Source organism: Streptomyces wedmorensis, assembly GCF_000716445.1.
GTDB lineage: Bacteria > Actinomycetota > Actinomycetes > Streptomycetales > Streptomycetaceae > Streptomyces > Streptomyces wedmorensis.
In genome coordinates, this window is sequence record NZ_JNWK01000091.1 from 1 (window position 1) to 19,421 (window position 19,421).

Here is a 19,421-nt window from a genome sequence, read left to right on the forward strand (position 1 = left end):
TCGGGCGGGGGGGGGGCGGGGGCCGGGGCGGGCGTGGGGGTGAGGGCGGGCGTGGGAGTGGGGGTGGAGGCCGGGGTACGGGCCGGGGGGCCGTCCGGGGACGGATCCGGGGTACGGGCCGGGTTGCCGTCCGCAGACGGTTGCGGGGTACGGAGAGGGGCGCCGTCCGGGGACGGATCCGGGGTACGGACGGGGGTGCCGTCCGGGGGCGTCATGCGTCGTCCCAGTCGTCGAAGTCGGCGCTGGGCCGGGCGGGCCGGGCGGGGCGGGTGGACCGGGAGGAGCCGCGCTCGCGGCCGGGGCGCTCGCGGTCGTAGGGGTCGTCGCGGTCGTACCGGTCGTAGCGTTCGTACCGGTCGTGGCCGCGGTCCCAGTCCCGGTCGCCCCGGTCGCGTTCGCGTTCGCGGTCCGAGCCGGACTCGACGCGGGTCGGCTCGTAGACCCGGGCGGCGGGCGGCTCGTCCCGCCGCTCGCGGTCGCCCGTCTCGGCGGGCGGGTCGTCGTCCCAGTCGGGGCGGCCGGGTTCGGGGTGGCGGTCCTCGATGGCGCGCGGGGAGCGCGGACCCGCGCTGCCGGAGGGGTTGAGGACGCGGTCGGTGATGCCGCCGACGATGGTGCCGGTCTGGGAGCGCAGGTACATGAGCACCTGGTACATCTGCTCGCCGATGTCGTGGCGTTCCAGGACCCCGGTGTCCAGGAGCTGGGTGAAGACGGCGAGGTAGTCCTCCTGTCCTTGGCGCCGCTCCTGCTGGAGCTGGTTGCGGATCTCCCACTGCTTGTCGGGGTGGACCGCCATGTGGTGGGCGATCTGGGCGAGGTCGCCGCGCCGGAAGAGGGCCTCGATCTCCCGGGCGCGGTCGGCGATCATCGCCCGTTCGGCCGCGTCCTTGCGGCGCTCCGCCTCGGCCTCGCGCGCGTCGGCCTCCATGGTGATGTCGATCCGGTCGCGGCGCTGGACCTCGGCCTTGACCGAATCCTCCAGGTCGATGAAGACGTGGACCCGGGTCCGCAGCCCGATGTCCCTGCCGAGGCTGAGGCGGCCGGTGCTCAGCGCCTCGCGCACGGCCTCGTCGGCGCGCTGGGCGTCGGTGATCCGGAACCTCCGGGAGAGCCGGCGGAGCCCGTCGAGCAGTTCGTCGTGCAGCAACTCGGCGACGTCCTCGACCTGTTCCTGGACGACGAGGTGCGGGTCGGTCACCATCCACTGGATCCTGGCGACGGCCTCGAAGAACACGCCGTCGCCGGCGGCGGGCAGCTGGAGCCTGAACTCCGTCACGTTGCGGCCGAGTTGCACCTCGAAGACCGTGTACGGGGATCCGATGAAAGGCTTGTTGACGTCCTCCTTGCGGTCCGGCCAGACCACGCGGTGGCCGCCGTTGCGGTAGAGCAGCACCGCGGCGATCCGGCCGCTCCTGCGGCGGTACGGGGGCGCGTACTCCCGCAGCAGCGGGCCGCGCAGCCGCCCCGGTGCGTCGGCGTTCCCGTCCCGCCCCCGCTCGTCCCCGGCCCGCCCGCCCGGCTCCTCGTACCGCTGCCGGGCCCGCCCGTCGGGTCCCTGGCGGTCGAGTCCCGGACGGTCGGGGCCCCGGCCGTCCGGGCCTTGTCCGGCCGGGTCCCGTCCGTCCCGGCGCGCCCGCTCGTCCGGTCGCGCGTTCCCGTTCTGCTCGGGCCCGGTCATCGGTTGGCTCCTTCCGTGACGGCGTCCCACATCCGCCGTGCCGCGCGTCTGTCCAGGGGCCGGTCGCGGTCCCGGACCAGTTCGTTCAGGAGTCCCCGGAGGCGGTCGCGGTCGCGGCGGTCCACCGCGAGGAGCGGGAGGAAGCCGCAGACGTGCCGGAGCGCCTCCGGGTCCTTCGCGGCCCGCCGGAGCAGGCCGCCGAACGCTTCGAGGGCCACCTCGCCCGACCGCGCCGTGGCGAGGGTGTGCCGCAGCAGCCGGGCCAGGTCGGGCGCGAGGCCGGGCCTGGTGGCGAGGAGTGCGACGAGCAGCGGCCTGGCCGCGTGCGGGTCGAGCTCGGGCACGTCCCGCAGTCCCCACAGGTGCGTGGTCCGGGTGCCGAGTGCCCGGATGACGGTGAGGAGGACCAGGTTGGCGAGGCTGAGGCGCCCGTCGTCGAGCCACTGGCGCAGCCTCAGCAGCACGGGCTCGGGTTCGCCGGAGGCCAGCAGCCGGGCGGCGCTGAAGGCGGCGTGCACGAGGACGTCGGTGTCGCTCGCCTCGCGGGCCCTGACGACGCGGGCGAGGGCGTCGAGCGAGCCGGGTACGTCTCCGGCGGCCAGGACGTAGCCGTGGGCGAGCAGGGCGGTCTCGACGAGGGTGTCCTCGTCGGACGTCGCCCATTCCTTGAGCACGTCGGCGACGGCCGGCCGGACGCGGGGGTCGCGGGCGGACTCGGCGAGTGCGGTCGCGGCGGCCATCCGGGCGACGGGCTCGTCCGTCGCGGCGAGCGGCGCGACCAGTTCGCGGAAGCCGTGGATCCAGTCCCAGGAGCAGAGCACCCCCGCGGCGATGGAGGCCCGGACCCACACCTCGGAGCGGGGGTCGTCGCAGAGGGCGCGCAGCCAACGCGCCACCGGGCCGCGGACGTTGTGGTAGCCGTGCCAGACCTCGCCGAGTACGGCGCCGGCGAGCCCGCCGCCCTGGAAGCGGACGGCCCGCACGGGCACCTTGGCCGGCCCGAGGTCCAGTTCGCCGTCTTCGAGGACCGCGCGGGCGAGCACCGGGCGGTGCTGGGCGTGTGTCCCGAACAGCCTTCTTCCGGGGGCGTGTTCGGGGTCGAGGGTGACGGCGAGTTCCCAGGCGAGGAGCTCGGCGGCCTCGGCGGCAAGGCTGTAGGCGGAGCCGTCGAAGACGGCGACGGCGATGCGGAACGCTCCGGCGTTCAGGACCGGCAGGGCCTCGGGCAGGGTGCCGGGCCGGTCGGCGCCCGCGAACCACTCGCGGGCCTGCGCGGTCACGAACGTGGCGCAGTCCGCGAGGAGTTGCTCGTCGGTGAGCTCGCCGCGCCAGTGGCGGCCGAGGTGGTCGGCGAGCAGGGCCGCCTCGCGCGGCCGCAGCGCTTCGAGGCCGAGCGCCTCGACCACGTCGGGGCGGCGGGCGACGGCCTGCGCGGTGCCGAGGGCCTCGCCGCTCAGCTGGAGCCTGAGGTGGCGGTGGAGGACCTCGTCGGCGGGCGGCGGGGGGCAGTAGACCCCGTACCGGCCGCGCAGGAGCCGGTCGGCGAGCTCGCCGTTCTCGACGAGGACGACGCCGTACGCGTTCCGGCCGCGCAGCAGGTCGCCGAAGCGGTCCAGGTGGAGTTCGGAGAGGCGGGTGGCGGGCCGGGACGCGGCGGCGACCCGGTCGCCGGGGCCGGAACGGGAGTGCCGGGGCTCGCTCTCGGTCCTGATGTCCTCGGTCAGCAGCTCCAGGAGGTGGCCGCCGCCGTCCTCGACGGCCTCCTCCGTGATCTCGTCGACGCCGTGGCGCGGGTCGAGGCGGAAGACCTTCCCGTGGGTGAGTTCGTCGAGGAGGGCGAGCGCGGTGGCCTGGCGGCCGCTGCCGGGTTCGCCGCACAGGACGAGGACCCGGTGGTCGCGCAGCCGGTCCTTCATCCGCTGGTAGCCGGTCGTCTCGCAGTACACCCGGCCGAGGTGGGCGAGCGTCTCGGGCGGGACGGGCCCCTGGACGAAGTGCGGCGCGCGGTCGGGGCCGTACAGGGCGAGCACCTGGGGTCCCTCGTAGACGGTGCCGTCGCCGTGGATGACGGTCTGCCGGTCGCCCGCGCCGCCCGCCAGGGTGCGGACGGCCCGGCGTGCCGTGGCGGCCCCGCCGGTGCCGCTCTCGCCGCCGAGGGGGCCCCGGTCCGCCGACGCGAACACGCTGGGCTCGCGCTGCTGCTCCCCCTCCCGGTCCCCCCGGTCGGCCCGGTCGCCGTCCCGGTCCCCCCGGCCGGCGCCCCGCTCACCACCCCTCCCCGCACCCCGGTCCGCCCCTTGTCCCGCGCCCCGGTCCCCTCCCCGGCCCGCGCCCCGGTCGCCGGCCCGGTCCCCGCCCCGCCCGCCGCTCCGGTCACCGTCGCGGTCCGAGCCCCGTTCGTGCCCGCCCGCCCGGTCGTCCGCGGCGCGGCCCGCGTCCTGGGGTTCGTCCCGGGAGTCGCCGTCGTCCTGGTCGCTCACTCCGGCTCACCCGCCCGCGCGGTCTTGCGGATGCCGGTGAGATCCCCGTGGACGGTGTTGCCGTGGACGTCGAGCAGGTCTCCCCCGACGTGGTACGTGCGGTTCCCGCCCCCGGTCGGGGGCGTTGGGCCGTCCCCCCGCGACGGCCCAACGCCGGTCCGTGCACCCCCCGCCGGCGCCCGATCCCCCTCGGGCGCCGACTCCCCCTCGACGCCGGCGAGCGGCGGCGCGGTCCTGCGCGGCACGTGGAACCAGGCGACCTCGTCGGTCTCCTTGGACCGGACGCGGACCTGCCGGTAGTGGTCCGGTTCCACGTAACGGCCGCCGAGGGCGACCACGTTCTCGTACAGCCAGTCGGAGGTCACGACGAGCAGGTCGACCTCGGGCGCCTCGGCCATGAGCCGCTTGGCCGGCGGGCTGTCGCAGAGCCGGGCGGCGAGGTCGACGGCCCGCCCGACGAGCCCGTGCCGGTCCTGGACCACGAGCCCCGCGTTCATGCCGATCCGCAGCCGCAGCCGTCTGCTCCGCCCCGTGTTGTGCTCGCGCAGGCTCTCGTAGAGGGTGTCGATCCACCGCCCCACCATGAGGGTCGGCGGCACGTCGGGGCGCAGGGCGGCGAGGATGCCGTCGCCCCGGTCCTCCTGGTGGAAGGTGCCGGGCTCGACGCCGACGGAGCTGTACGCCTCGTCGAACGCGGCGTACAGCGCGGCCCGGTGCAGCTCCTTCTCCGCCATGTCCATGGCCCCCGAACCACAGATGTCGCCGAAGACGACGAACCGGTGGATCCCGCCCGCCACGCCGTTCGCTCCCGCACTGCTCACTCGGACTCCCTGTGTGATGCCTGGTGCCGCTTGATGCCGTGGTGCCGTGGTGCCCGTGTTCCTGTTCGGTGCCGTGGTGCCGTTCGGTGCCGTGGTGCCGTTCGGTGTCGTGGTGCCGTTCGGTTCCTCGCGGGTGGCGCATGTCCAGACTGGTCGCCTTCCGCGACCGGCGATGTAGCCGTTTACACATCCGGCGGAGATTCGTCCGCCCGTTCCGCGCCGGGGCGCGCACGCCCCTCGGCGAGCAGCACCAGGACCCGCATGTCGATGACGACGACGGTGCGGTTCGCGGTGCGGACGACGTCCTGCTCCCGGAGCAGGCGCAGGGCCTTCGCCACCGCCTCCCGGGTGGCTCCGATGGCCGCGGCCAGGTCGTGCTGGGGAAGCGGGAGTTCGAGTACGGTGCCCGCGTCGGCGCGCCGGCCCGCGCGCTCGGCCAGTTCGACGAGCCGGGCCGCGAGGCGCTGGAGGACGGTCTCGGAGGCGAGCGCGCGGCGTTCCACGTCGGCGCTGCGGAGCCGGGTGGCGAGCTGGCGCATGATCAGCGAGGTGGCGTGCGGCCGGGCGGCGAGGAAGCGCCGGAAGCGGTCGCCGGAGATGGCCACCGCCTCGACCGTGCCGAGCGCGGTGACGCTGGCGCTGCGCGGGCGCAGGTCGACGGCCGCGAGGTCGCCGACGACCTCGCCGGCGCCGCGCAGGGCGAGGATGAGCCGCGATCCGCGTTCGGTGCCGACGGAGACGACGGACCAGCCGGAGAGCAGCGCGAGGACGTAGGCGCTGGTGTCGCGTTCGCGGATCATCACCTCCCCGGGGTCGTAGACGCGCCGGGCGCCTTCGGCGAGCAGGGTCCGCCGGTCGGCCGCCGGCAGGGCATGGAGGAAGGAGCGGTCCTGGCCGAAGAGACTCATGGCCCGCTCACCCCCCGTACCGTCCGCTGACCCTCCGGGGAAGGCCGCCCGCCGGTGATCGACCGGCTTCTTTCGTGCGCTTGTTCCCACCTCATGTGACCTTCCCCGCCACAGAGTTGACGTTGTGTCACGTCATGGGGTGAAGAACGCTAGAGGGTGCGGAAGAAACGCGACAACGAGCACGAGGGGCGCAGGGGAGCGCCGTTCCCGACACCCCTGCGCCCCCGTCGGCGGCGGAAGGGCGGCTTCGCGAAGCCTTCGTGAAGGGTTCGCGAAGCCGCCCCGGAACCTCGCCTTCGGCGCGGCCGCCGCGGCGGCCGCGTCAGAGCCTCGGGTCGACCGGCTCCGATTCGAGCGCGAGGACCGCGAAGACGGCCTCGTGGACCCGCCAGAGCGGCTCCCCGCCCGCGAGCCGGTCGAGCGCCTCCAGGCCGAGGGCGTACTCGCGCAGCGCCAGCGACCGCTTGTGGCCGAGGAAGCGCTGGCGCAGCCGCTCCAGGTTCTCCGGCCGGGTGTACTCGGGGCCGTAGATGATCCGCAGGTACTCGCGGCCGCGCACCTTGACGCCCGGCTGGCCGAGCCGGCCCTTGGCGTCGCGGACGAGCGCCGCCAGCGGCTTCACGACCATGCCCTCGCCGCCGGCGGCCGTCAGCTCCAGCCACCAGTCGGTGCCGGCCCGGACCGAGGCCTCGTCGCCCGTGTCGACGACGAGCCTGCGGGTGACCTGGAGCAGTCCCGTCGGATCGTGCTCCACCAGCCGGTCGAGCCAGGCGAGCTGCTCGTCGTGCGGGACGGCGGCCAGCGAGCGGCCGCGCGCCGCCAGGAGCTGGAAGGGCGCGAAGCGCACCCCGTCCAGTCCCTCGGTCGGCCAGCAGTACCTGCGGTACGCCTCCGTGAACGCCGCCGCGTCCACGGCCCGCTCCCGCTGCCGGGCGAGCAGCCCCTCGATCCCCTCGACCCCGCGCCCCACCGCCCGCTCCAGGGCGCCGATCGCCCCGGGGAGGACGGCCCCGGACGCCGCGCCGACCGCCGCGTACTGCGCGCGCAGCAGCCCCGCCGACTTGAGCGACCACGGCATCAGCTCGCCGTCGAGCAGCAGCCAGTCCGTGTCGAGCTCGTCCCACAGCCCGGCGGCGCCGATCGCGGTACGCAGCCGCCCGAGCACCTCCTCGGTCACTGCGGCCTCGTCGAAGAAGGGCCGTCCGGTACGGGTGTGCAGCGCGCCGGTCACCCCGGTGACGCCGAAGCGCTCGCGGGCCGCCTCCTCGTCGCGGCAGACCAGGGCCACGGCCCGGGAGCCCATGTGCTTCTCCTCGCACACGACCCGCTCGACCCCGTCCGCCCGGTACTGGGCGAAGGCCTCGGCCGGGTGCTCCAGATACCCCTCGGTGCGCGAGGTGGCGGTCGGTGCCATCGTCGGCGGCAGGTAGGCGAGCAGCCGCGGGTCGACCGCGAAACGGCTCATGACCTCGAGGGCCGCCGCCGCGTTCTCCTCCCGCACGGCCACGTTGCCGAGGTGCCGGGTCTCCACGATGCGCCGGCCGTGCACGTCTGCCAGGTCCAGGGGGCGTCCCTGGTGGCCGCCGGGCGCGTCGGTGGCGAGCGGCCGGGCCGGCTCGTACCAGACCCGCTCGGCCGGCACGTCGACGAGCTCGCGCTCCGGCCAGCGCAGCGCGGTCATCTTCCCGCCGAAGACGGCTCCCGTGTCGAGGCAGATCGTGTTGTTGACCCAGGAGGTGTTCGGCACGGGCGTGTGCCCGTACACGACGGCGGCGCGACCCCGGTAGTCCTCCGCCCACGGGTAGCGCACGGGCAGCCCGAACTCGTCGGTCTCCCCGGTGGTGTCCCCGTACAGCGCGTGGGAGCGGACCCGGCCCGACGTACGGCCGTGGTACTTCTCCGGCAGACCCGCGTGGCAGACGACGAGGTCGCCGCCGTCGAGGACGTAGTGGCTGACGAGTCCGTCGATGAAATCCGCGACCTGGGACCGGAACTCGTCGGTCTCGCCCGCCAGCTGCTCGATGGTCTCGGCCAGTCCGTGCGTCTCCTGGACCTTCCGTCCCTTCAGCCAGCGGCCGAGCTTGTTCTCGTGGTTTCCGGGCACGCACAGCGCGTCGCCCGAGGCGACCATGCCCATGACGCGGCGCAGGACGCCGGGCGAGTCGGGGCCCCGGTCGACGAGGTCGCCGACGAAGACGGCCGTACGCCCCTCGGGATGGTGACCGTCGACGTACCCCAGCTCGGCGAGCAGGGTCTCCAGCTCGGAGCGGCAGCCGTGGATGTCCCCGATGATGTCGAAGGGGCCGGTGAGGTGGCGCAGGTCGTTGAAGCGGCGCTCCAGGACGATCGCGGCCTCCTCCACCTCCTCCGCGGAACGCAGGACGTGGACCTTGCGGAAGCCCTCGCGCTCCAGGCCCCGCAGCGAGCGGCGCAGTTCGCGGCGGTGGCGCTGGATGACGTGCGCGGGCATGTCCGCCCGGTCGGGGCGCCCGGCGTTCCGGTCGCGGCACACGTCCTCGGGCAGGTCGAGGACGATCGCGATCGGCAGCACGTCGTGCGACCTGGCCAGCGCCACCAGCTGACGCCGGGCCTCCTGCTGCACGTTGGTGGCGTCGACGACGGTCAGCCGTCCCGCCTCCAGGCGCTTGCCCACGATGTAGTGGAGGACGTCGAAGGCGTCCTTGCTCGCGGACTGGTCGTTCTCGTCGTCGGCGACGAGGCCCCGGCAGAAGTCGGACGAGACGACCTCGGTCGGCTTGAAGTGGCGTCGCGCGAACGTCGACTTGCCGGACCCCGTGGCGCCGACGAGCACGACGAGGGAAAGGTCCGTGACGGGCAGCGTGCGGGTCATGCCGTGACCTCCTTCAAGGTCTCGTCGGTCGGGGCGGGGTCGGTCGGGGTGGCGTCGTCGCGGGTGAAGACGGCCATCTGGGTGGGCGGTCCGACCTCGGGGTCGTCGGGGCCGACGGGGGTGAACCCGACGCCGTACCCGTACTGCCGGGCGACCTCGGCCGCCCAGTTCCGGAACTCCTCGCGGGTCCATTCGAAGCGGTGGTCGCCGTGCCGGACGTGCCCGGCGGGGAGCGACTCCCAGCGCACGTTGTACTCGACGTTCGGCGTGGTCACCAGGACCGTGCGGGGCCGCGCCGAACCGAACACCGCGTACTCCAGGGCCGGCAGCCTCGGCAGGTCCAGGTGCTCGATCACCTCGCTGAGCACGGCCGCGTCGTAGCCGGTCAGCCGCTTGTCGGTGTACGCGAGCGAGCCCTGCACCAGCTTCACGCGGGCGGCCTGCCGCTCCCCCATCCTGTCCAGTCGCAGCCGGCGCGCGGCGACGGTCAGGGCCCGCACGGACACGTCGACGCCGACGATCTCGGTGTAACGGACGTCCTTCAGCAGGGCCTGCACCAACTGCCCCTGTCCACAGCCGAGATCGAGCACACGGGTCGCTCCGGCGGCGTCGAGCGCGGCGAGGATAGCCTCCCGCCGCCGCTCGGCGAGCGGCACCGGCCGCTCCTCCGTGTCGGTCGTCTCGTCGACGGCGTTGTCGACCTCCTCGACGTCCATCCCCTCGGCCTCGGCGAGCCGCACCAGTTCGAGCCGCTCGGTCGCCTCACGGGCCAGGCCCCAGCGCCGGGAGAGGTACCGGGCGGTGATCAGCCGGCGCTCGGGGTGCCCGGCCAGCCAGCCGTCACCGGCGCGCAGCAGCTTGTCGACCTCGTCCGGCGCGACCCAGTAGTGCTTCGCGTCGTCCAGCACGGGCAGCAGCACGTACAGGTGGTTGAGGGCGTCCGCGAGCCGCAGCTCGCCCTCCAGGACCAGGCGCACGTACCGGGAGTCGCCCCACTCGGGGAACTCCGCGTCCAGGACGACCGGTTCGGCCTCGACCGTGTCCCAGCCCAGCGGCTCGAACAGCGCCCGCACCAGACCGGCTCCGCCCCGCGCGGGCAGCGCGGGAACCTCGATGCGCAGCGGCAGCGGCGCGGCCGCCCGCTCGGGCATCGCCTGGCAGACGCCGTGCAGCGCCGTCTTGAACACCTTGGCGAGCGCGACGGCGAGCAGCGAGGACGCCGCGTAGGGCCGGTCGTTCACGTACTGCGCGAGCGCGGAGTCCGGGGCGCCGCCCCGGCCCTTGCCCTTGCCGCGGCGCACCAGCGCCACGGGGTCCACCTCCAGGAGAAGTGCGGCCGTGCACCGCTCGGTGCTCGCCTCGGGGTAGAGGACGTGCGCGGTGCCGTGCGAGGTCGAGAACGCCTGCGCCCGCTCGGGATGCTTGTGCAGCAGAAAGCCGAGATCGGTCGCGGGTCGCTCCTGGTTGCCGGTCGTACTGATCGTCAGGAACACACTTCCGAGTATGGTTCGCCCGTCCCCCCACCGACCAGGCATTTTCCGCCCCTGCCCCCCGGCCCCGCCTCAGCGCGCCCCCTCCCCGGAACCCGACGAGCCGCCCCTCCCGCCACCGCCCCGGCCACCGCCGGAGCTCGCGGGGTCCCCGGCGTCCCCCGACAGCGCCGCCGCGAGGGCGGCGATCGTGGCCGGGCCGACGCGGCAGCAGCCGCCGATGAGCCGGGCGCCGGCCGTGGCCCAGGCGGCGGAGGCGGTCGGGTCGAAGGCCAGGTCGCCCCGCCAGCCGCGCGCCCGGGCGTCCCAGCGCTCGCCGCTGTTGGGGTAGACGACGGCCGGTCCGCCGGTCACGGCCGCGGCGAGCGCCACGGCGTCACCCGCCGCGGCCGGGTCGCAGCAGTTCACCCCGACGGCGACGACCTGGTCGTTGCCGGCGGCGACCGCGAAGGCCTCCGTCAGCTCCTGCCCGGCCCGGGTCCGGCCGCCCTCGACCGTGTACGAGAGCCACACCGGCACACCGCACCCGTCGGCCGCCCTCAGCAGGGCCTCCGCCTCGTCCACGTCCGGGACGGTCTCGAGCGCCAGCACGTCGGGGGCCGCCGCGGCGAGGGCCTCGATCCTCGGCCGGTGGAACGCCGCCAGCTCACGCACGGACAGCCCGTACCGTCCCCGGTACTCGCTCCCGTCCGCGAGCATCGCGCCGTAGGGCCCGACGGACGCGGCGACCCAGACCTCCTCGCCGACCCGCTCCGCCGCCGCCCGCGCGAGCTCCACGCTCCGCGCCATCAGGCCGGCCACCGCCTCGCGGCCCACGCCCCGCCGGGCGAAGCCCTCGAACGTGGCCTGGTAGCTCGACGTGATGAGCACCCGGGCGCCGGCCCGTACGTACGCCGCGTGAGCGGCCTCGATCTGCTCGGGGCCGTCGGCGAGGAGCCGGGCGGACCAGAGCGCGTCCGAGAGGTCGCAGCCCTGCGCCTCCAGCTGGTTGGAGAGACCGCCGTCGAGGATGACCGTCCCCGACCGGAGGGCCTCGGCGAGCGTGCGGAGCGGCTTCATCGGATCGTCCGTCCCCTCAGCCCAGCTGGGCCTGGACCTGCGCGGAGATCAACTCCAGGTGGTCCAGGTCGTACAGGTCCAGGACCTGGAGGTAGACCCGCGAGGAGCCGATCGCCGCGTAGCGGCCGAGCTTGTCGACGACCTCGGCGGGCGAGCCCGCGAGGCCGTTCGCCTTGAGCTCGTCCACGTCCCGCCCGATCGCGGCGGCGCGACGGGCCACCTCGGCGTCGTCCTTGCCGACGCAGACGACCAGCGCGTTGGAGTACACCAGGTCGTCCGCCGCCCGCCCGGCCGCCTCCGCGGCGGCCCGGACCCGGCCGAACTGCAGCTCGCTCTCCTCCAGGGAGGCGAACGGGATGTTGAACTCGTCCGCGTACCGCGCGGCCAGCCGTGGTGTGCGGCTCGCGCCGTGCCCGCCGATCAGCACCGGGATCCTGCCCTGGGCGGGCTTGGGCAGCGCGGGAGAGTCGGTGAGCCGGTAGAACTCCCCCTCGTAGCTGAAGGTCTTCCCGACCTCGGTCTTCCAAAGCCCCGTCACGATCGCCAGCTGCTCCTCGAGCCGGCCGAACTTCTCCTTCGGGAAGGGGATGCCGTACGCCGTGTGCTCTTCTTCGAACCAGCCCGCCCCGAGGCCCAGTTCGATCCGCCCGCCGGACATCCGGTCGACCTGGGCGACCTGGATGGCGAGGACCCCGGGGAGCCGGAACGTGCCGGCCGTCATCAGCGTGCCGAGCCTGATCCGCCGCGTCTCCCGCGCCAGGCCCGCCAGGGTGATCCAGGCGTCCGTCGGCCCCGGCAGACCGTCGCCGGACCCCATGCTGACGTAGTGGTCGGAGCGGAAGAAGGCGTCGAAGTCGAGGTCCTCGGTGGCCCGGGCCACCCGGAGGAGGGTGTCGTAGTCGGCCCCCTGCTGGGGTTCGGTGAAGATGCGAAGATCCATGCCTCCATCCTGCACCGTCGGGTGCGTGTCAACCTGTCCGTCACCCCGCCGTCCGGTCCGGCACGGTCGGGTGAATATCCGGCCTCCTGGCGGGCCGCGTCCACACTGGCCAGTGACCGGGGCCGGGCACCCGTCGTTGGCTCGGGCGGAGCCGGACCGCCCGGCCCTCGTGCCGGCGGCCGCTGCCGGTGCGTCGCTCTCTCTCGTGGCCCCGTCCTCGGCGGTGGGGTCCCGGTCGAGGAGGCCGCCATGTCCCAGGAAGCCGCGCCGGAGCGGGCCGTTCCCGAGCAGCCGGAGCCGCAGTCCGTACCCGAGCAGAAGGCCCCCGGCGCCCCGAAGGGCCTGCTCCAGCAGATGGAGGAGCTCATGGCGGCCCTCTCCGCCGACCTCTCGCAGCTGGACGCCGACCTCCAGTCCTCGGCCGACCGCCACGAGCCCGACCAGCACGGCCACGACGACCGGCCCCACCGTGCTGACCAGCCCGTCCGGACCGGTCAGCACCGACACGACGACCAGTCCGAGCAGCCCGGCCGGTACGGCCACGACGACCGGCCCGGCATCGACCGTTCCGGTGAGGGCCGGTCGTTCCTCTAGCCACCGCGCCGCTCCCGCGCCGCCTCCGGCCGCTCGCCGGGTGCCGTTCACGTCGGGCCCCTCGCGGGGCCCGCGCGACCGCGGGCGGGGTCGGGCGGGCGGGCCCGCTCCCCGTCCCGTACGGCGAGGCGTCGGAGCATCCCGCGCACCCGGTCGCTCGACTCGTCGGCGGCGTCGATGGCCTCGATGCACTGCCAGTAGAGCCCTTCCTCGTCGGTGGCGCAGGCGACCCCGACGAGCGCGATCCCCACCTCCCCGAGTAACGCCCCCAGCGCGGTCAACGCCCCGCGCGGGTCAGCCACTTCGGTCAGCTGGGCCGCCCGCGGCCCGCCGGCTCCCCACATCGGGTACTCCCCGATCTCGCTCAACCCCCGCGCGTCGCCCCGCAGTTCCAGCGGCCCGCAGAGCGCGAGGTGGCTCCCTATCGCCTGGGCGAGTGCCTGGGCCTGCCAGGCCTCCGCCACGATGTGCTGTGCCGTCCCGCTCTCCGCCAGCGCGCGCCGGCCGAGCGTGACGAGTCGCTCCGCTTCCATCAACGCCGCCCCCGTTCGTACGACTTACTGCCCACTCATTCCACTACCCAGAGTGAAGCCGCCTGAGCCCCGACACCAGAGGAATTCGGAAATCTGTGGACAGGAAGCTCGATGGGGAAAAGTCGATCACTCCGAAGAGTGACGATCTCCGTCGGAATCGCCCCGCCGCCGGACGGGAAACCGGACCTCGTTCCGGTCGATCTTGGCCGCGAGGGCCTCCAGGGGGTCGACTCCGAGCACCTCGCAGAACTGGAGGAGATAGGCGAGCACGTCGGCCACCTCGTCGGCGACGCGGTGCGCCGACTCGGGGTCGTCCATCACCCGCTCCGCTTGCTCCGGCGTCAACCACTGGAAGATCTCCAGGAGTTCGGCCGCTTCGACGCTGAGCGCCGCCACCAGGTTCTTGGGCGTGTGGTAGGGCTGCCAGTCGCGGGCGGCCGCGAACTCGGCCAGCCTGCGCTGGAGTCCCGCCACGTCATGGTTGTTCGTCACCCGGTCAGGTCTACCACCGTCACCCCCGGTGTCCGTCGGGCCTCCCCCGCCGCTCGCTCCCCGACCGCCCCGGCGACCCGGATGTGCCCGTCCGCGGCGATGCCCACCGCGAGCCGGAGCAGTTCGCCCAGTTGACGGTCGTCGAGCCCGCGGTCCAGGTCGTCGGCGAGCAGCGTGAGGCTCTGCATGGCGTCGGGCACCTCGGCGATCCGGTCCATCGCCAGCACGCCCGGGCCGGTGAGCAGGGTGAGGGCGAGCGCCAGGTAGCGGAGTTCGCCGTCGCCGAGCCGCCCGAGCGGGGTCGTGGGCCGGCCGCCGCGTTCGAGGAACGCCCGTACCGTGCCCTCCGGGAGTTCCTGCACGCCAAGGCCGGTGACGGGACCCGCGCAGCCCGCTCCCGCGACGGCCGCGAGGCGCAGGTGCCGGCGCGGGCAGTCGGTGTGGGTGCGGTGCAGGACCTCGGCGAGGTTGCCGCAGCCGCGGCGGAGCCGCCCCTCGCCGGGCGGCACGGGCGCCCGCATCCGCTCGGGCCGCGGATCGCAGGCGAAGGCCGACCTCAGCCCGATGACCACCTGCTCGGCGGCGGCCAGGACTTCCAGCTGCCCGGCGGTCTTGCCCGCCACGCGCAGCGGCAGCAGGGCCGTACCGAGCAGGTCGTCGGGGAGCGGTGCGCGGGTGACGGGGGTGGCGCCGGCCGTGTGCCATTCGGCCTGGACGGTGCTGCGGCCCGGGTCGCGCAGGGCGGTGGCCAGCAGGGTGCGGCCCCGGCCGGTGAGCCGTTCGCCGACGACCCGCAGCCGGGGCTCGGCCTGGACGGCGAGGTCCAGGTGGACGGGGCCGGCCGGTCCGTCCACCGTGCACCCGATCCGGAAGCCGCGCCGGCCCTGGGCGTCGGGCCGGGCCCGCTCGGGGACGCAGTCGGCGGCGTCGGCGAACACCTCGTCGAGCGGGTCGCCCGCACCGAGCTTGGCCAGCGCCTCGTACGCCCGCAGCGCGGTCGACTTGCCGCTGCCGCTGGGGCCGGTGAAGAGGGTGACCGGCCCGAGCGCGTGCACGGCTCCGCGGTGTCCGGCGAACGCCGACAGGCGCAGCTCGGTGACGGCCGGCCGGGCGGCGATCCGCCCGGCCTCCGCCCCACCGCCGGACGGGCCCCGCGCTTCGGGAACGGACACACGCGGCCCGGGGGTACGTCCGGGTGCGGGAGTGGGCGCGTCACCCGCGGGGGCGAGGGCGGAGGGGCGTGCGTCTGACGTGCGGGCGAGCGTGGAGCCGCCGGTGAGGTCCATGCCCGGACCGTACGCAGATCATTCCCTGACGAACCGTTACGGCGAGATGACCTTCCTACGATCGGGGGACGCCGGCGGTCCGGCCGCCCACGACCTCCTCGTCGTCCTCGCCCTCCGCGCCCTCGACCTCGGTGCCTGCCGGGGCGAGAAGGAAAACGTTCCGGTCGACGCGGTGCATCCCGCTTCCGAGACCGAAGACGACACCGCTGCTGAAGTCGAGGATCCGCTTCGCGACCTCGGTGTCGGCGCTCGTCAGATCGAGCAGCACCGGGATCTGGGCGATGAGGTACTCGGCGACCTCGCGGGCGTCGGCGAACACCTGCACCCGGAGCACCACCATGCGGCGCTGTTCTGCGGACTCGTACTGCTCGGGGATCGTGCGGTGATCGACCCTGGACGGCCATTCGTCACGTCCGCGCAGGGGCACGACCTGCGCCAGGCCCTCCCACTGCTCGTCGGTGACGTCGTACCTCTCGTACCTACTCATGGGCACATCCTCCCGCCCCTCACCCGTTCGGCCCAACAACGACACGAGGTCGTGACCGGCCCGTGGCCTGCGCGGACCGGAAGTCACCCGGTCGGCGCACGCCACGAGGAGCGCGGAACGTCCGCGGGGAGTCCCGGGCAGACGGCTCTACCTTCCGGACACGCCCTGGGCGAAGACCTTGGCCAGCCGGCGCAGGCCGTCCCTGATCTCGTCCGCCGAGTGGGTCGTGAACGACAGGCGCATCGCGCGCGGATCCGGCTCGCCGCAGAAGAACGGCGCCCCCGGCACGTACGCCACTTCGTGGCCGACCGCGGTCTTCAGGAGGGCGGTGGCGTCGTGCCCGTCGGGCAGGGTCACCCAGACGAACATGCCGCCCTCGGGCCGGTTCCAGCGGGCGCCTTCGGGCAGTGCGGCCGGGAGGCCTTCGAGCATGGCGTCGCGGCGCTCCCGGTAGGCGGCGCGCATCACGGCGACGTGCGCGTCGAGGTCGCTGTCGCGCAGATAGCGGGCGGCCGCGGCCTGGTCGATGGTCGAGGTGTGCAGGTCGGCGGCCTGCTTGGCGATCACGCAGGCGCGGCGCAGTCCGGCGGGGGCGCGGAGGTGGCCGAGCCGGAGTCCGGGGGCCATGACCTTGGAGAAGGAGCCGAGGAGGACGGTGCGGTCTGCGGCGGCGGGGTCGGAGACGATCCACGGGACGCGCTCGCCGTCGTACCGCAGTTCGCCGTACGGGTCGTCCTCGACGATCCAGAACCCGTGCCGCGCGGCGGCCTCGGCGACGGCGGTGCGGCGCTCGGCGGGCAGGGTACGGCCCGTGGGGTTCTGGAAGGTGGGAATGACGTAGAGGAGGGTGGGCTTCTCGCGTGCCGCGATCTCGTCCAGGGCGGCCGGAACGATGCCCTGGTCGTCGGTGGGCACGGGGACGACCCGGGCGCCGGCGAACCCGAAGGTCTGCAGGGCCGCGAGGTAGCAGGGGTCCTCGACGAGTACGACGGCACCCGGCTCGACGAGGGCGGCGGTGAGGAGCGTGAGTGCCTGCTGCGACCCGGTGGTGACGAGCAGGTCGTCGGCTTCGGTGGGCAGTCCTCGTGCGGTGAGCCGGGCGGCGACGGCCGTACGCAGCTCGGGGTCGCCCTCGGTCGTCGAGTACTGGAGCGCGTGTTGCGGGTTCTCCGCCAGGACCCCGTCGTACGCGGCCCGGATCCCCTCGACGTCGAACAGTTCGGGGGCGGGCAGACCTCCGGCGAAGGAGATCACCTCGGGCCGCGCGGTGAGCGCCAGGATCTCCCGGACCGGCGAAGAGCCGACGGAGGCGAGCCGGCCTGCGGTCGCGGGAGGGGGCACGGTGACGGTTCCGGCGGCGTTCACGGGCGTCGGGGCAGCAATATGCATGTACATAGCATATGGATTTGCATGGCGCTGTCCAGAGGTCCGATTCCCTTTATCCGAAGCCGAGTTGGCGGCCGCGCCCCCGTGACGGGGCGGCCTAGGCCGGCCTCCGGCCCGCCGGTTCGTCGCGGGCGTCGGCCCAGAGCGAGCGGACGTGGCCGAGGTGACGGCGCATGCAGGCCTCGGTGCCGGGTACGTCGCCGGCGATCATCAGGTCGAGGAGTTCGACGTGTTCCTCGGCGGAGGAGACCAGTTTGCCCGCCTCGTCCAGGCCGGTCAGGCCGTAGAGGCGGGAGCGCTTGCGCAGGTCGCCGACGGTCTCGACGAGGCGTTCGTTGCCGGAGAGGGCGAGCAGCGCGAGGTGGAAGCGGCGGTCGGCCTCCAGGTAGCCGATGAGGTCGTGCCGCCGGGCGCGGGCGACGATCTCCTCGGCGATGGGACGCAGGGCTTCCAGTTGTTCGCGGTCGGCCGTCTCCGTGATGCGGCCGACCGTGGGGACCTCGATGAGGGTGCGCAGTTCGGTGTACTGGTCGAGGTCGCGTTCGCTGACCTCGGTGATGCGGAACCCCTTGTTGCGCACGGGCTCGACGAGGCCCTCGCGGGCCAGGTCGAGCATCGCCTCGCGGACCGGGGTCGCGGAGACGCCGAGGTCGGCCGCCAGCCCGGGGGCCGAATAGACCTGGCCGGGGCGCAGTTCGCCGGCGATCAGGGCGGCGCGGAGGGCGTGCCCGACCTGGTCGCGCAGTCGTTCCTGCGCCCTGACGAGACCGTACTGTTTCAGGTCACCCATCGTGCGTCCTCCGAGAAGTCACGGAGGAGCATCGTACAATGTCACGTTTCCCCGGCCGGGGTCAGAGCAGGAACCCCGCCGGGAAGGGGTCGTGCGGGTCGAGGAAGTACTGGGCGGTGCCGGTGATCCAGGCGCGGCCGGTGACGGTGGGGATGACGGCGGGCAGGCCGCCGACCTCGGTGTGGGCGGTGATGCGGCCGGTGAAGCGGGTGCCGATGAAGGACTCGTTGACGAAGTCGGTGTGCGGGGCGAGCAGGCCGCGGGCGTGGAGCTGGGCCATGCGGGCGCTGGTGCCGGTGCCGCAGGGTGAGCGGTCGAACCAGCCGGGGTGGATGGCCATGGCGTGACGTGAGTGGGTGGCGTCGGAGCCGGGGGCGGTGAGGTAGACGTGTTTGAGTCCGGCGATCTCGGGTCGGGTGGGGTGGACGGGCCGGTCGGGTGAGGCGTTGACGGCGTCCATGACGGCCAGTCCGGCGGCGAGCAGGTCGTCCTTGCGGGCGCGGTCGTAGGGCAGGCCGAGGGCGTCGAGGTCGACGAAGGCGTAGAAGTTGCCGCCGTAGGCCAGGTCGTAGGTGACCGTTCCGTGGCCGGGGACCTCGGTCTTGAGGTCGAGGCCGGCGCTGAAGGCGGGGACGTTGGTGAAGGTGGCCGACTCGGCGGCGCCGTCGTGGACGTGGACGTCGACGCTGACCAGGCCGGCGGGGGTGTCGAGGCGGACGGTGGTGACGGGTTCGACGACGGGGACCATGCCCGTCTCGACCAGGACGGTCGCGACGCCGATGGTGCCGTGGCCGCACATCGGCAGCAGTCCGGAGACCTCGATGTAGAGGACGCCGTAGTCGGCGTCGGGGCGGGTGGGCGGCTGGAGGATCGCGCCGCTCATCGCCGCGTGGCCGCGGGGCTCGTACATCAGCAGGGTCCGCAGGTGGTCCATGTGCTCGATGAAGTGCAGCCGGCGCTCGGCCATGGTGGCCCCGGGGATGACCCCGACACCCCCGGTGATCACACGGGTGGGCATGCCCTCGGTGTGCGAGTCGACGGCGTGGAAGACGTGACGCGTACGCACGGAGTTCCTTTCGGGTGAACGGGTGGATGGACGGGCGGAAGGACGGGTCCGGCCTACGCGTGCCCCTCCGCGAGCACCTTCTCGGTGGCCGCGCGGACGACCGCCTCCCGCTCCGGCGCGAGGGGGTGGCGGGGTGGCCGGGTGGCGCCGCCGGGGCGGCCCGCGAGGTCCATGGAGAGTTTGATGGCCTGGACGAACTCGGTCTTGGAGTCCCAGCGCAGCAGCGGGTGCAGGGACCTGTAGAGGGGAAGCGCGGTGGTGAGGTCGCCGGTGACGGCGGCGTGGTACAGCTCGGCGCAGCTGCGCGGGAGGGCGTTGGGGTAGCCGGCGATCCAGCCGACGGCGCCGGCCAGGGCCAGTTCCAGGAGGACGTCGTCCGCTCCGACGAGCAGGTCGAGTCCCGGGGCGATTTCGGCGATCTCGTAGGCGCGGCGGACGTCGCCGCTGAACTCCTTGACGGCGACGATGCTGCCGTCGGCGTACAGGCTCGCCAGGAGCGCGGGCGTGAGTTGGGCGGCAGGAGGAGGACCGACCCGGCGCCGGCCTCGGCGGCCTGCTCG

At 74.2% G+C, this 19,421-nt stretch carries 16 protein-coding genes and 1 pseudogene; 1 reads left to right on the forward strand and 16 read right to left on the reverse strand.

Translation table 11 applies throughout. From position 1 onward, the window contains the following. Positions 1-211 precede the first annotated feature (211 nt). From OO54_RS38830 to OO54_RS38865, 8 genes are all read right to left on the reverse strand, one after another. Positions 212-1,678, reverse strand: a complete 1,467-nt coding sequence (locus OO54_RS38830) for a hypothetical protein (RefSeq protein ID WP_033211947.1) — start codon at positions 1,676-1,678, stop codon at positions 212-214. Then, the gene (locus OO54_RS38835; RefSeq protein WP_033211949.1) at positions 1,675-4,158 is read right to left on the reverse strand and encodes a hypothetical protein; all 2,484 of its coding nucleotides are present in this window, start codon (positions 4,156-4,158) and stop codon (positions 1,675-1,677) included. Before OO54_RS38835 ends, OO54_RS38830 begins: the two co-directional genes overlap by 4 nt. Further along, complete coding sequence (locus tag OO54_RS38840; protein ID WP_033211950.1) at positions 4,155-4,979, reverse strand: nucleotidyl cyclase domain-containing protein; 825 nt, start codon at positions 4,977-4,979, stop codon at positions 4,155-4,157. The genes OO54_RS38835 and OO54_RS38840 overlap by 4 nt, the downstream gene beginning before the upstream one ends. Positions 4,980-5,161: 182 nt before the next feature. Beyond that, positions 5,162-5,887, reverse strand: a complete 726-nt coding sequence (locus OO54_RS38845; RefSeq protein WP_033211953.1) for a Crp/Fnr family transcriptional regulator — start codon at positions 5,885-5,887, stop codon at positions 5,162-5,164. Between the two features lie 322 nt (positions 5,888-6,209). Continuing rightward, positions 6,210-8,738 carry a polynucleotide kinase-phosphatase gene (locus OO54_RS38850; protein ID WP_033211955.1) on the reverse strand — a complete coding sequence of 843 codons (2,529 nt, stop codon included), beginning with the start codon at positions 8,736-8,738 and terminating at the stop codon, positions 6,210-6,212. Next, the gene (locus OO54_RS38855; RefSeq protein WP_033211957.1) at positions 8,735-10,231 is read right to left on the reverse strand and encodes a 3' terminal RNA ribose 2'-O-methyltransferase Hen1; all 1,497 of its coding nucleotides are present in this window, start codon (positions 10,229-10,231) and stop codon (positions 8,735-8,737) included. The genes OO54_RS38850 and OO54_RS38855 overlap by 4 nt, the downstream gene beginning before the upstream one ends. A 69-nt stretch (positions 10,232-10,300) precedes the next feature. Beyond that, entirely contained in the window at positions 10,301-11,287 is a 987-nt protein-coding gene (gene mmuM, locus OO54_RS38860; RefSeq protein ID WP_033211960.1) for a homocysteine S-methyltransferase, read from the reverse strand. 16 nt (positions 11,288-11,303) lie between these two features. Further along, on the reverse strand, positions 11,304-12,227 hold the full coding sequence (locus OO54_RS38865) for an LLM class F420-dependent oxidoreductase (protein ID WP_033211963.1): 924 nt from the start codon (positions 12,225-12,227) through the stop codon (positions 11,304-11,306). 249 nt (positions 12,228-12,476) lie between these two features. On the opposite strand from OO54_RS38865, the gene OO54_RS44560 reads away from it, so the two are divergent. Further along, complete coding sequence (locus OO54_RS44560) at positions 12,477-12,821, forward strand: hypothetical protein (protein ID WP_078905587.1); 345 nt, start codon at positions 12,477-12,479, stop codon at positions 12,819-12,821. A gap of 47 nt (positions 12,822-12,868) precedes the next feature. On the opposite strand, the gene OO54_RS38875 is transcribed toward OO54_RS44560, so the two are convergent. From OO54_RS38875 to OO54_RS38910, 8 genes and pseudogenes are all read right to left on the reverse strand, one after another. Continuing rightward, positions 12,869-13,354, reverse strand: coding sequence for a DUF6099 family protein (locus OO54_RS38875; protein WP_033211964.1), 486 nt, complete (start codon positions 13,352-13,354; stop codon positions 12,869-12,871). Between the two features lie 126 nt (positions 13,355-13,480). Then, positions 13,481-13,846 (reverse strand): nucleotide pyrophosphohydrolase, encoded by a 366-nt coding sequence (locus tag OO54_RS38880; RefSeq protein ID WP_017237891.1) that lies wholly within the window; start codon positions 13,844-13,846, stop codon positions 13,481-13,483. Beyond that, entirely contained in the window at positions 13,843-15,132 is a 1,290-nt protein-coding gene (locus tag OO54_RS38885; RefSeq protein ID WP_033211971.1) for an AAA family ATPase, read from the reverse strand. Before OO54_RS38885 ends, OO54_RS38880 begins: the two co-directional genes overlap by 4 nt. Before the next feature lie 55 nt (positions 15,133-15,187). Beyond that, positions 15,188-15,619, reverse strand: a complete 432-nt coding sequence (locus tag OO54_RS38890; RefSeq protein ID WP_017237889.1) for a cell division protein SepF — start codon at positions 15,617-15,619, stop codon at positions 15,188-15,190. A gap of 147 nt (positions 15,620-15,766) precedes the next feature. Further along, on the reverse strand, positions 15,767-17,008 hold the full coding sequence (locus OO54_RS38895; protein WP_418953256.1) for an aminotransferase-like domain-containing protein: 1,242 nt from the start codon (positions 17,006-17,008) through the stop codon (positions 15,767-15,769). 94 nt (positions 17,009-17,102) lie between these two features. Then, positions 17,103-17,795 (reverse strand): GntR family transcriptional regulator, encoded by a 693-nt coding sequence (locus OO54_RS38900; RefSeq protein WP_033211973.1) that lies wholly within the window; start codon positions 17,793-17,795, stop codon positions 17,103-17,105. Between the two features lie 61 nt (positions 17,796-17,856). Then, on the reverse strand, positions 17,857-18,861 hold the full coding sequence (locus OO54_RS38905; protein ID WP_033211975.1) for a proline racemase family protein: 1,005 nt from the start codon (positions 18,859-18,861) through the stop codon (positions 17,857-17,859). Between the two features lie 53 nt (positions 18,862-18,914). Next, a pseudogene (locus tag OO54_RS38910) lies at positions 18,915-19,421 on the reverse strand (dihydrodipicolinate synthase family protein); the annotation flags it as partial.